Annotated in this window: 10 protein-coding genes and 2 pseudogenes; 9 read left to right on the forward strand and 3 right to left on the reverse strand. The window is 60.8% G+C overall.

Annotated elements, in window-relative coordinates; all coding sequences use genetic code 11:
* Positions 1-163 precede the first annotated feature (163 nt).
* Positions 164-811 carry a TetR/AcrR family transcriptional regulator gene (locus RHE_RS27310; RefSeq protein WP_011428477.1) on the reverse strand — a complete coding sequence of 216 codons (648 nt, stop codon included), beginning with the start codon at positions 809-811 and terminating at the stop codon, positions 164-166.
* 161 nt (positions 812-972) lie between these two features.
* On the opposite strand from RHE_RS27310, the gene RHE_RS27315 reads away from it, so the two are divergent.
* The 8 genes and pseudogenes from RHE_RS27315 to RHE_RS27350 all read left to right on the forward strand — a co-directional run bounded on the left by RHE_RS27315 (position 973) and on the right by RHE_RS27350 (position 8,762).
* The gene (locus RHE_RS27315; protein ID WP_011428478.1) at positions 973-1,605 is read left to right on the forward strand and encodes an EF-hand domain-containing protein; all 633 of its coding nucleotides are present in this window, start codon (positions 973-975) and stop codon (positions 1,603-1,605) included.
* A gap of 316 nt (positions 1,606-1,921) precedes the next feature.
* A complete protein-coding gene (locus RHE_RS27320) occupies positions 1,922-3,214 on the forward strand; it encodes a flagellar hook protein FlgE (protein ID WP_011428479.1) in 1,293 nt (430 codons plus the stop codon).
* Between the two features lie 13 nt (positions 3,215-3,227).
* Positions 3,228-4,687 (forward strand): annotated as a pseudogene (flgK, locus tag RHE_RS27325) (flagellar hook-associated protein FlgK).
* 2 nt (positions 4,688-4,689) lie between these two features.
* Positions 4,690-5,736, forward strand: coding sequence for a flagellar hook-associated family protein (locus RHE_RS27330; protein ID WP_011428481.1), 1,047 nt, complete (start codon positions 4,690-4,692; stop codon positions 5,734-5,736).
* A gap of 10 nt (positions 5,737-5,746) precedes the next feature.
* Entirely contained in the window at positions 5,747-6,121 is a 375-nt protein-coding gene (locus tag RHE_RS27335; protein ID WP_042120051.1) for a DnaT-like ssDNA-binding protein, read from the forward strand.
* A gap of 152 nt (positions 6,122-6,273) precedes the next feature.
* A complete protein-coding gene (locus RHE_RS27340; protein WP_011428483.1) occupies positions 6,274-7,167 on the forward strand; it encodes a DUF6502 family protein in 894 nt (297 codons plus the stop codon).
* A complete protein-coding gene (locus RHE_RS27345) occupies positions 7,164-8,264 on the forward strand; it encodes a DUF5666 domain-containing protein (protein WP_011428484.1) in 1,101 nt (366 codons plus the stop codon). Before RHE_RS27340 ends, RHE_RS27345 begins: the two co-directional genes overlap by 4 nt.
* A gap of 249 nt (positions 8,265-8,513) precedes the next feature.
* Positions 8,514-8,762 carry a hypothetical protein gene (locus RHE_RS27350; protein ID WP_042120052.1) on the forward strand — a complete coding sequence of 83 codons (249 nt, stop codon included), beginning with the start codon at positions 8,514-8,516 and terminating at the stop codon, positions 8,760-8,762.
* 157 nt (positions 8,763-8,919) lie between these two features.
* Here RHE_RS27350 and RHE_RS34600 read toward each other — a convergent pair.
* Positions 8,920-9,164: pseudogene (locus RHE_RS34600) on the reverse strand (plasmid stabilization protein).
* 240 nt (positions 9,165-9,404) lie between these two features.
* On the opposite strand from RHE_RS34600, the gene RHE_RS27360 reads away from it, so the two are divergent.
* On the forward strand, positions 9,405-11,222 hold the full coding sequence (locus tag RHE_RS27360) for a methyl-accepting chemotaxis protein (RefSeq protein ID WP_042119987.1): 1,818 nt from the start codon (positions 9,405-9,407) through the stop codon (positions 11,220-11,222).
* Between the two features lie 45 nt (positions 11,223-11,267).
* Here the strand turns inward: RHE_RS27360 and doeB are convergent, their stop codons facing one another.
* Complete coding sequence (doeB, locus tag RHE_RS27365) at positions 11,268-12,275, reverse strand: N(2)-acetyl-L-2,4-diaminobutanoate deacetylase DoeB (RefSeq protein ID WP_042119988.1); 1,008 nt, start codon at positions 12,273-12,275, stop codon at positions 11,268-11,270.
* Between the last annotated feature and the right edge of the window lie 7 nt (positions 12,276-12,282).

A 12,282-nucleotide genomic window follows, 5' to 3' on the forward strand; every position in this document is an offset into this window, starting at 1 on the left:
GCAGCCACGGTGGAACTTTTCGTCTTTGCGGGAATGTCGTCGCCGGTCATGGCGAAGCACAGCCACTTACATGTGGCCGAATCGACTTAACGGAACTCTACAGTTCTATAAATTATCCAATCGGGAATTGGAAGCTTGAAATGGAGGGGTCTCCACAATCAGTTCAAGCGGCCCTGACGCCGGCGGCGAAGATCGCGATGCAGCGGTGAAGATGGGCAAGCATCAGGGCCCGGTCGGGCCAGGCTTGCACGCGGCCTTCCGGTGGGCCCATGCCACCAAAGATCATATCCATCAGCATGCGGGCGCCGCTATCGGGGTCATCCAGCGACAGCCTGCCTTCCGCCCGGCGATCACTCAGCCAGTCGGCGAGATGCTGCCGGCTGGCGAGTATGCCTTCGCGCTGGAGAATGTCGATAAGCTCAGGAAACTGCGCGGCTTCGCGAAAGACAAGCTGCAGGAAGCCGGCGCGTTCCGCATCCGTGTCCTCATCCATGTCGAGCATGAAGATACGCTCTAGACTTTCCGCGATCGGAATATCTTCCGCAGGTCGCGGCAAGTCGAGCATCAGCCGCCGATGCGCGCCGACGACGGCGGCAAACAGCTCCTCCTTGCTCTGAAACAGCTTGTAGAGCGTCTGCTTGGAAACACCCGCCTCCGAGGCGACGACCGCGGTCGTGCTTCCGGCATAGCCGTATTTTACGAAAACGCGGCGGGCGACTTCGACGATATGAGTGCGCTTGTCTTCGTCGCTGGAGACTTTCGGCCGGCCTCTTTTGCGCGGCTCATCTGCAGTCTCGTCGGCAATATCCATGACGATCAGACCGCTTTGCCGAAACGCATGCCGATGACCCTGAAAAGCAGCCTATTATTTCTGAGGGGTGATTTTTTCGGTTGTGGCATTAGCAATTTCGATTTAGAGAACTCATAAGTTCTGTAATGCGTTGCATCCCACCCTCTAGCGATGGAGCGCTTATGACGACCATTTCGGCCGCCACGTCAGTCTCTTCCTATTCCTATAGCAAGAGCTCGACATCTGCATCCCAGGACATCCTATCCTGTAGTACGGTTTCAGCGAAAAAATCAACCACAAGCGGGCAGCTCGACGAAGACACGTCCAGCAGCGCCGACAAACTGATGGCCCAGCTGATGACGCTGGCGATGAACCGTTTCGACCGGTCCGGCTCAACCGGCGAAGGCGACGGCGGCGCAGGCATGGACGTTGCTGATCTGGATTCCGACGGCGACGGCTATGTGAGCAAGGCCGAATTCGTCGCGGCCCGGCCGTCCGATGTCAGCGAGGATCAGGCAGCAACGCTGTTCGACAGCTTTGACAGTGAGGGCGCAGGTTCGCTGTCGGTCGATGCGCTGACCGAGGCCATGTCCGCCCAGCAGTCGGAACGTCCCCAGGGACCGCCGCCGTCCGAGGACGAAGACCAGTTCGCCTCCCTGCTTTCCGATCTCGATACGAATGGAGATGGGGTGGTGAGCCTTGACGAATTCATGGCCGGCAAGCCTGACGATGTCACCGAAAGCCAGGCGAGCAAGCTCTTCGATCTGCTCGACGCCTCAGGCACCGGTTCATTGTCCACACAGTCCGCGGCCTGACGCCGGCAAGACGTCGTCGCCGTTACGGTTTCTGGAGGACTGCAATGGCGACGGTCTGAAGCGGCCCGGCGGTTGAGCCGGCAGAGCCTTCGGCCGGGCCGCTTCTTATTATTCGAATGGTGCGCGGTATCAGGCGCACGATGTCACACGCTCGGATGAACCGACGCGACGAGAGCCATCACGGGGTCAGTCCAGACAATCAGATCATCGACCGGAGCCGGCTTATGCCCGGCGCCTGACGATGTCTTGCGCCCACAATCCGGGCCTGGAAGCCTGTCGTTACATGGCATGTTCCCAAACCTTTAAGGATCGAGCCATGAGCATTTTTGGAAGCATGAAAACCGCCGTCTCCGGCATGAGCGCGCAGGCAAACCGGCTGAGCACGGTTTCCGACAACATCGCCAATGCCAACACCGTCGGCTACAAGGCCGTTTCCACCTCCTTTTCGTCGCTTGTCCTGCCCTCTTCCTCGGGCAATTACAATTCCGGTGGCGTGCAGACATCCGTGCGCCAGGCGATTTCACAGCAGGGCGATATTTCCTATACGACGTCGGCCTATGATCTCGCGATCTCCGGAGATGGGTTCTTCATCGTCGAAAGCGCCGACGGCACGCCGGTGCTCACCCGGGCCGGCGATTTCTCGGTCGACAGCGACGGCAATCTCGTCAACAGCGCCGGCTACACGCTGATGGGATATTCTTATGACTCAGGCGTTCCGGCGGTTGTCGTCAACGGCTTCGACGGGCTGGTGCCGGTCAACGTCGCCCAGTCGGGCCTGAGCGCGATCGCTTCGACGAGCGCCTATTTCAGCGGCAACTTGAATTCCGAGGCAACCGTCGTCACCGATACGACGACGCTACCGAGCGCCAATACGTCTGGCGTCACCGACGATACGCAGAAAATGTCGCTGGTCGCCTATGACAGCCTCGGCGCCACCGTCCAGTACGACTATTACTTCACCAAGACGGGTGTCACGACCGACGCCAGCGGCGCGGTCACCGGCAGCACCTGGGAAGTCGCGGTCTACCGCAATGCCGATGCGGCGACCGGCGGCACGACCTCCTTCCCCTACTCCTCCAGCGCCGTCAGCGTCGCGACACTCTCCTTCGACGCCGACGGCCAGCTGACGTCGGCGACGGACACCGACATTGTCGATCCGGTGACGGCAAAGACAATCACGATGGACTATTCCGACTTCACCCAGCTCGCCTCCGATTTCTCGGCGACGGGCTCGGCCGACGGCCAGGCCGCAAGCGCGGTGAGCTCGGTCTCGATCGGCACGGACGGTGTGGTGTCGGTCTCCTATGCCAACGGCACGACGAAATCCCTGTACCAGATCCCTCTCGCGACGGTCGCAAGCCCCGACAATCTGACCTTGCTCAGCGGCAACGTCTACACCGCCAACGGCATGTCCGGCGTCACCGTCACCGGCTTTCCGCAGACGAACGGGCTCGGCTCCATCCAGTCCGGCGCGCTCGAAAGCTCGAATGTCGATCTCGCCGGCGAATTGACGGAGATGATCGAGGCGCAGCGCAGCTACACCGCCAATTCGAAGGTGTTTCAGACCGGCTCCGACATCATGGATGTCCTCGTCAATCTGAAGCGATAGAGGGAACGCCTGGATGTCGCTCACGTCAGCCTTGAACAGCGTGCAGAGTATTTTCAACAATACCGGCCAGCAGAGCAGCGTCGTCTCGACCAACATCGCCAATGTCGGAAATTCCGACTATGTCAGGCGGGAGGCGTCGATCACGACGTCTCTTTCCGGCGCTCAGGTCGTCAGCATCAGCCGGGCGCAGGAAACTGCGCTGCTCGCCCAGTACCTGCAATCCAACGCCAAGGACAGCGCCCAGCAGACGCTCGTGACCGGTCTCGAAAGCCTGCAGTCGCTGATGGGCGGCAATGACTACGAGACATCGCCGAGCACCTATCTCGCGGCCTTCCAGGAGGCGCTCCAGACATATGCGACGTCGCCGAGCAACACGACCGCAGCGCAATCGGCGGTCACCGCCGCGCAGGATCTCGCCAATTCGCTGAATACCGCAACCGACGGCGTCCAGTCGATCAGGGCAGAGGCGGATGCGGAGATCGCCACACAGGTCTCCACGCTGAATACGCTGCTGTCGCAGTTCGAGGCGGCCAACAACGCGGTCAAGCTGGCGACATCGACCGGCGCCGATACATCTACGGCGCTCGACGCGCGCGAGAAGCTCCTGAAGCAGATCTCCTCGATCGTCGGCGTCACCTCCGTCGTGCGCGACAATAACGACATGGCGCTCTATACCTCGGACGGCACCGTGCTGTTCGAGACCATGCCGCGCACCGTCACATTCGCGTCGACGGCAACTTATGTCGCCGGAACCGAGGGCAATGCCATCTATATCGACGGCGTGGCGCTCGATGCCGGCGAGGGTTCGACGACGAGCGCCTCGGGCAGCCTGCAGGCGCTGCTGCAGCTCCGCGACGAGATCGCCCCGACATTCCAGGACCAGCTCGACCAGATCGCCAAGGCCCTCGTCCAGGTCTTCTCGGAAACCGACGGCAGCACGAGCGCGCCGGGACTTTTTACCTGGACGACGGCATCGGGGACAACGGGAGAAACACCGTCTGATACCGACGATGTTACCGGGATTGCCTCCACCATCTCGGTCAATCCCGCCGTCGTCACGAGCGAAGGCGGCGATGCGACCAAGCTGCGCGACGGAACGATCAGCGGCATCACCAATCTCAACACCTCCGGAGATAGCGGTTTTTCCGACAATCTCGACGCCCTCTATCAGGCGCTGACGGAACAACGCTCGTTCTCCGCCGACGCCGGTCTCTCCACAACGCAAAGCCTGAGGGACTATGCCAGCGCCCCATCGGCTGGCTCGAACAATATCGAAGCGACGCGACGTCGGCCTCAGAAACCACGGCCGCCGCGCTGTCTCGCTCCGACGAGGCCTATTCCAACGAAACCGGCGTCAATCTCGACGAGGAGCTGACGCTGCTTCTCGACATCGAACAATCCTATAAAGCGGCGACGAAGATCCTGAACGTCATCGACGAGATGTTCCAGTCGCTCCTCGACATAGCGAGCTAGTCATGAAAGCATCTTTTGTCTCATCATCGGCGATGCAGAATGTTTTGCGGCTCACCATCAGCCAGTCCCAAAACAAGCTGCAGCAGGCCTCGACGGAGGCGACCACAGGAACTTACGCCGATATCGGCGTCTCCCTCGGAAGCGGCGCCGCAAAATCGATCAATCTCACCAGCGCGATCGCCCAGGCCGCCTCGTTCAAGACGAGCAATTCCGTCGTCGCGCTGCGTATGGAAGCGTCGCAAACCGCTCTTTCCAGCCTCAAGGATGCCGGCGACAGCCTGGTCTCCAACCTGACCGCACTTCAGGCAAGCCAGGATACGACGAGCATTGCTGTTGCCCTGCAATCGGCAAACGCCACGATTTCGCAGCTGATCTCGACGGCCAACACCTCGGTCAATGGCGAGTTCCTGTTCGGCGGAACGAACCTCGACAGCCAGCCCCTGACCGATCAGTCGTCCGCAGTCTCGGATACGATCGTCACGGCGCTCAACGATTATGCAACCGGTCTCGGAAAAGACGTCAGCGAGCTGACGGGCGAGGAAATCGGCAGCTTCATCACAGATACGGTCGAGCCGATGTTCTCCGAAAGCAGCTGGACGGACGCTTCGAGCGGCTGGTCGAGCGCATCGAGCACCGACATGACCAGCCGGGTCAGCGCATCGGAGACCATCACCTCGTCGACCAACGCCAATTCCGAAGGCATGCGTTACCTGGCACTTGCCGCCACCGTCGTCTCCGCCCTCTTCGGCCAGGATCTGAGCTCGGACGCGCAGAGCACCGTCGCATCCAAGGCGATAGGCTACGCGGCCCAGGCGACTTCGGGCATCGTGACACAGCAGAGCGAGCTCGGCCTCTCGCAGGAGCGGCTCGAAAAGGCAAATGACGCGCTCGACGCCCAGTCGAGCCTGCTGCAGGGAAATCTCGTCGACCTCCAGGGCGTCGACACCTATGAGGCTTCGACGCTCGTCAACCAGCTGCAGACGCAGCTGGAAACCGCCTACACGCTCGTCTCGAAACTCCAGAATCTCAGCCTGGTCAACTATCTCTGACGGATTGAAAATGCGCGAACTCAAGCGGCCGCAGATACCGGCCTTAAGAAACGAGCCAAACACGTCCTGCTCCGAAATCGTGGCGGAAGCAGCCTTCGCGCTTGCCTCCGGCATCATCGATACGATCCCATTCGTCGGTTGCAAGCTCGATGAGCAGCAGGCGCGGGCGTGGCCGCGATCAGGTGTTTTCACCGATGACGGCGTCGAAATGACCACCACGCCGCCTGAAATATTCGAGCTTTGCGAGTTGCTGGCAGGCCATATCGAAAAGGGTGCGGCATTCGACGTCTTCGAGGTTTTCCACAAGATTGCGCGGATCGACCGACTGATCGACTGGAGCCACGGGGCGGTGCTCTCGCCCGAGCCGCATCCGGTAACGCATTGACAGAAGGCGCGAAATATCTTCCCTATGGCGGCACGATCGTGACCAGGTTGGCAGGACGTAGGGTGTAGGTCGATCTTGCATGGCGCTGGTCCGTTGCGGCATTTCTGACTTTGCCATAGGAGAGTGAAGGCGGCTGTCGAAGTCTGCCGGCAATGGTCTTTCAGAGACCGAGTGTGTTCTTGATGTCGAAGCCGCGCGCAAAGCTACCCTTCTCCGAAGAGACCTTGCAGGCCATGCTCGTCCGCGTGCTGCGCCCGCTGGTCAAGCTCGCGCTGGCTTCCGGCTTCAACTTCACCGCCTTTTCGGCCATTCTTCGCCGGCTCTATATCGAGGTTGCCGAAAAGGAATTCGCGCTGCCGAACAAGCAGCAGACGGACAGCCGCATCTCGCTTCTGACAGGCGTCCACCGCAAGGACGTCAACCGGCTGCGCGGACAGGAGATTTCGACATCATTGCTGACTGTCGGCGTTTCGCAAACGAGCCGCATCCTTGCCCGATGGCTGGCCGACCCGCTCTATTGCGATGCCGCGGACAGGCCGAGCGCCCTGCCCCGAAACACAAGCGACGGCAGCCCTTCATTCGAGAGCCTGGTGAGCGATATCACCAAGGATGTCCACCCCCGCTCCATCTTGGACGACTGGCTGGACAGGGGCATCGTCGTTCTCGATGAGGACGGCCGCGTCCAGCTCGACCTCTCGTCGATCGTCCCGAATGCCGGCGACGACGCTCGCCGGCATTATTTCACCCGCAACCTTCGCGACCACGTGCAGGCCTCCGTCACCAACCTGATGAATGACCCTCCGCCCTATTTCGAGCGCGCGGTTCATTATGACGGCATATCTGCCGCGCTCGCCGCCCGGCTCGATGCGCTCGCCCGCGAGGAAGCCATGGCGCTGCTCCTGAAGCTCAACAAGGTCGCCCATCAGGCAATCAAGAACGATCCCGGCGGCAACAGCCGCTGGATCGCAGGGCTCTATGTCATGACCGAAGAGGGTGAGACGGGTCTCCAGGCAGACGCCGCTTCCAAGACGGAGGCGGACGAATGAGCCCCTCGATGATCTCGAGAAGACAGTTTCTGCTGGCTGGCATAGCGCTTCAGATCTTGAAGCCGGGATTTGCCGCCGCGCAGTCGACCAACACCTACGACCATGGGATCGGCGGGTCCGGCACCTCGATCCACCAGGGCGGCGGCGAGAATGAAGACCACGGCATCGGCGGAACCGGTATCGTCGGGACCATCCAGGGTTTTGGCAGCATCATCGTCAACGGCATCCACATACCGTTCAGCGCGACCACGCCGATCGAGATCGAGGGACGGCATGTTCCTGCAAGCGCGATGAAGGTCGGTCATGTCGTCCGTGTGCTGCTGAAGGGAAAGCGTGCCGCCCGCATCACCATCGTCAGCGAAGTCCAGGGCCGCATCGACCGGTTGAGCAAGGCTTCGATAACCATCCTTTCGCAAACCGTCGACATATCCGGTCTGGCGACGAAGGGCCTGCGGAAAGGCAAGCGGGTCGCCGTCTTCGGCATCCGCAAACCAGACGGCACGATCGTTGCCCGGCGTATCGAAACCCGCTCCGTCTCGGATGGCGCCCATGTCCGCGGGATCCCCGTCAAGAGCGGCAATCGCGTCCTGATCGGCGGCCTTTCGCTCGGAGGCACGCACCGCCAATTGGTCGGCAAGCAAACCGTCGTTTATCTCAAGACGGCGGCTGATCGGTTGGCGATCACCCGCATTCAGCCCGAACCGGTAGTGCCGGGCCTCAAACGCGGTACCGTCAATATCGAAACCTTCCGGGCGAGCGACAAGGACGGACCGAGGTCAGGCCCCGTGGGTTCGCCGCCTTTCGGATCGATGCGGCTATCTCAGGATGGTCACGGCTTCGTTGATATCGGCGTGCGGGATTCGAACAAACTGACCGGTTTTCCAAACCCGCATCCTCCCGGCGGCATCGATTCCCGGCCGCCGCGCGGCTTCTGGGGCGATCCGCCGCATGATCACCCACCCTTTGGCAGAGCCGGTCCTGACGGCTTTTCCGGCCCGGGCGGACCAGGACCGGGACCGGGACCGGAACCGGGACCGAACGGTCCGCCGCCGGGACCGCCACCGGGACCGCCACCGGATTTTCCAGGACAGCCCTGACGGCGCGACTGAGCATTTGACAAATGGGAAATTTTCCCATTTATTGTCTTTGCGAGCTCTCGTTCGGGTGATTCCGAAATAGGGCTTGCCGATTGGCTAACGGGTACCGCCCCACACCCGCTAGCCAATCGTTGATCTCCCATTGCCCGACCGTCAAACACCGCGTTCCCGAGTAACCTCACCATGGATGGCTCCCTCCGCCCGAAGGCCCGTCCGAACCAAACCCTCGTCGCTCAAGAGGAACAGACATTGCTTTTGCTGGAACGCAAACCCGAGATGCCGATGGAGATGGACGAACCGAACATCGTCACAACCTGGGAAAACCGCACGCAAATCATCGAGATCATGCATAGCGCGCGCGAGATGAGCCAAGAATTCCAGGATCTCTGGGATAAAAGCGGCGGAATGGGCCGACTCAGCCAGGACGATACGGATAAGCTGATCGAGCTTCTGCGTGAAATCGGCGACCTGAATGAAATGCTGAAACGCCTGGCATAGCAGACGGGCCGGTAAGGGACGTCAGAGGTCCCATGGAGAAATCAGGCGATCGACACGGTCGACAGGGCCAATTCAGAATCATGACTGACAAGCCAAGCGATCACGGCTTCGTTTGGCGATTTTCCAAAATTTCCGAACAATGTTGAAATCGGGAAAATCAAAGCTCAATGCCCTTATGAAGCTGCTTGCCGTCCTTGATGACGGCTTCAAGATCGATGTCCGTCCCGCTTTGAAAGCCGGGCATAGAAGGACATCGCCGGCTCTCGCCCGGCTTCACCTATTTCATAGGATTCCAGAGATTGCTCGACAATGTCGGCTGTTGAGCGATTTTTGCGGCGGGCTAGACAAGTGCGCTAGATCCCGCGCCTTTGCGCTTCGGACGGAAAGCTGCGGTTCGGCCATCTGATCTCACTGCAACGAAGGTGATGTTATCCGCGTCAGCCATCAAGATGGCTGGGGATGGCTAGCTGAACAGCCACAGGGCTGATCACCCCAATTTTGGACGGTTACTCGACCCTGGACAGTTAGTCGACTTCGCGTCCGGGTAAGAAGTTAACCATATTTCAGCGTTCTTGAGAAATAATGGCATACGTAGATCAGGCATCTCGAAGAAGAGAAGCCCAAAGTTATTTGGAGAGAGTCTTGGCATTTACCATTGCGCGCAGCCTGGTGGCGTTTGGCATCGCCGTTTCAGCCGGTCTTTTCATGTCGATTGGATTGCAGCAATCGGCGCTTCAAAGGCTGAAAGTCAATGGCCCGGTTTACGAGCAGGTAGTCTACGGCAAGGATCTCATCGCCGATATATTGCCGCCGCCTCTCTTTGTGGTCGAATCCTACATGCTGTCCTTCGAGGCCAGCAAATTCCCCGAACTCACCGAAACCAATCTGGGGAAGATCGCCAATCTGAAAGCCGCTTACGACGACCGTCGCGCCTATTGGAAAACCACCCGGCTGCCGCAGTCTTTGAAGGATGAGCTCGAAAACGATGTGCTCGCCAAGGGCGATGTATTCTGGCAGGTGATGAACCGCGAAATCATCCCCGCCTTGAACGCGAAGGACGAAAGTAAGGCGCATGGTGCGATCGAGCAGTTGCGCGTCGCCTTCCATGCGCATCAGGATGCTGTGGAGAAACTCGTTGCAAATTCCGACGCTTTCCTGAAAGGCGAAGAGAGCAATGCCGCTTCGGAAATCATAACCTGGACGATCTATGCGGGCGCCGCGGGCTTCGGTTCCTTCGCCCTGCTGCTGGTCGGGCTCTATTTTTTGCGCCGTCGAGCCATCGTGCCGCTGGATGGCATGAAGGCCTATATGGGCAACCTCGCCGAAGGCGATTTTTCAACCGAAGTCCCCTACGCCAACCGCTCCGACGAGATCGGCGCCATGTCCAAGGCTGTGGCGGTGTTCCGCCGCAATGCGCTGGAACGGCAAGACGCACAGAAACGCGAAACCGCGCTTCGCGATCAGGAATTCCAGCGTGAGCGTAGCCAGATGGCTGAAAAGGCTGCCGAGGAGCAGCGACGCGAAGCGGTGATCGAGGCGCTGACCTACGGCCTGGATCAGCTCTCGCTTGGCAATCTCGATTGCCGGATCACCACAGCCTTCGCCCCCGCTTACGAGACGTTGCGGGCGAAATTCAACAACAGCATGAATGCGCTTGGCGCCTCGATGGCGGAGATCTCCCGGACATCCAGGCAGGTGGGCAGCTCTTCCGCCGGCATCACGGAGGCCGCCGACAGCCTTGCATCACGCACCGAACAGCAGGCCGCGATGCTCGAAGAGGCGACCGCCGCGCTCGGCGAAATGAACGCCAAGACGAAGGACGCTTCCGATCATGCCGGCAAGGCGACCGGAATGATGGCCGAGACTCGCAGCAGCGCCGAACATTCGGCCGCCGTCGTTCGCGAAGCGATCGACGCCATGCAAAGGATCGAAGGCTCGTCCGCCCAGATCGGCGAGATCGTCAACGTCATCGACGAGATCGCCTTCCAGACCAATCTCCTGGCGCTCAATGCCGGCGTCGAGGCCGCCCGGGCCGGCGAGGCGGGCAAGGGTTTCGCCGTCGTGGCGCAGGAAGTGCGCGAGCTCGCCCTCCGCTCGGCCAACGCCGCCAAGGAGATCAGATCTCTGATTTCCACATCATCGTCTGAGGTTTCCACAGGCGTGGAGCTCGTCAACCGTACCGGCAAGGCGCTTATGGAGATCGAAGGCCAGGTCGAGCAGGTTGCCGGCCTGATCGCCCGCATCGTTTCGGTATCTTCCGAGCAGGCCGTGGCGATCGGGGAAATCAACGCCTCCGTCAATGCGCTCGACGAGGTCACGCAGCGCAACGCCGCCATGGCTGCGGAAACCGTCTCGGCCTGCCGCGCGCTCGGCGGCCAGACGCAGACGCTGGAAGGCGTTGTCAGCCGCTTCCAGATCGATGCGGCAGCTGCCGGATCGAGATCGCCGAAAGCGGCTTGAGATGGCCGGCCGGCGAAACGCATCTCGCCGCGCCTGCCCGTCATCTCAGCGCGTCACCGTCGCGATCACCGCAACGCAGTCGCCTGGTTTGACGAGCCCCGGAAAATGCCGGGCGCAGAGAATACCGTCCATGGCGGCGCGGATCTCGCGCGGCGCCTCACCCGTCCGCCCGGTCGGATAGATGCGAGCGATGACCGCACCCTCGGTGACGACGTCACCAAGGTCGATGACGGCTTCGATCAATCCACCCTCCTCCGCGAAGGAGAAACAGCGGCCATCCGGCATGTCCAGCCAGGTCGTCGGACCGCTATCGACGGCGCCGGCGACGATCCTCGCATGTCGCAGCACGTTTATCACGCCGCGTTTGGCGATCGCCGCACTCTTGGCGGTCGCGGTGCCGCCGCCGCCGAGTTCGGTGGTGATGAAGATCTTGCCCATTTCCTCGGCCGCCGTGTCGTACATGCCGACCGCATCGATCTCCAGCATCGTCATCGAATAGGGCGCGGCAAACGCCGTGACGAAGTCGAAGGCTTTTTGCTCCTGCTGCTTGTTGGGCAGAATGTGCGCGGCACAGAAGGGCAGAAAATCGAGCGTCTTTCCGCCGGAATGGAAGTCAAGGACGATATCCGCCATCGGCAGAAGCACACGCTGAAAATAATCGGCGATCTTTTCGGTCACCGTGCCGTCCGGACGACCCGGGAAGCTGCGGTTCATATTGCCTCTGTCGATCGGCGAGGTCCGGGTTCCCGCAAGGAATGCTGGGTAATTCATTGCCGGCACGATGATGACAGCGCCGCTCACCTCCTCTGCCTGCAACGCGCGGGCGAGATCGAAGAGCGCGATCGGTCCCTCGTACTCGTCGCCGTGATTGCCGCCGGTCAGAAGCGCAGTCGGTCCCTTGCCGTTCCTGACGACCGTTATCGGAATCATCACCGATCCCCAGGCGGAGTCGTCGCGGCTGTAAGGCAGCCTCAGGAAACCGTGCTGGACGCCCTCGGCGGTGAAATCGACCGTCGCGCTGATCGGCGACGGCCGCAAGCCAGTCTCTGTCATGACAGCC

The organism is Rhizobium etli CFN 42 (assembly GCF_000092045.1).
GTDB lineage: Bacteria > Pseudomonadota > Alphaproteobacteria > Rhizobiales > Rhizobiaceae > Rhizobium > Rhizobium etli.

Coding starts and splice junctions, on each gene's coding strand:
- RHE_RS27310 (WP_011428477.1), bottom strand. CDS start 811: ATGGATATTGCCGACGAGACTGCAGATGAGCCGCGCAAAAGAGGCCGG.
- RHE_RS27315 (WP_011428478.1), top strand. CDS start 973: ATGACGACCATTTCGGCCGCCACGTCAGTCTCTTCCTATTCCTATAGC.
- RHE_RS27320 (WP_011428479.1), top strand. CDS start 1,922: ATGAGCATTTTTGGAAGCATGAAAACCGCCGTCTCCGGCATGAGCGCG.
- RHE_RS27330 (WP_011428481.1), top strand. CDS start 4,690: ATGAAAGCATCTTTTGTCTCATCATCGGCGATGCAGAATGTTTTGCGG.
- RHE_RS27335 (WP_042120051.1), top strand. CDS start 5,747: ATGCGCGAACTCAAGCGGCCGCAGATACCGGCCTTAAGAAACGAGCCA.
- RHE_RS27340 (WP_011428483.1), top strand. CDS start 6,274: ATGGTCTTTCAGAGACCGAGTGTGTTCTTGATGTCGAAGCCGCGCGCA.
- RHE_RS27345 (WP_011428484.1), top strand. CDS start 7,164: ATGAGCCCCTCGATGATCTCGAGAAGACAGTTTCTGCTGGCTGGCATA.
- doeB (WP_042119988.1), bottom strand. CDS start 12,275: ATGACAGAGACTGGCTTGCGGCCGTCGCCGATCAGCGCGACGGTCGAT.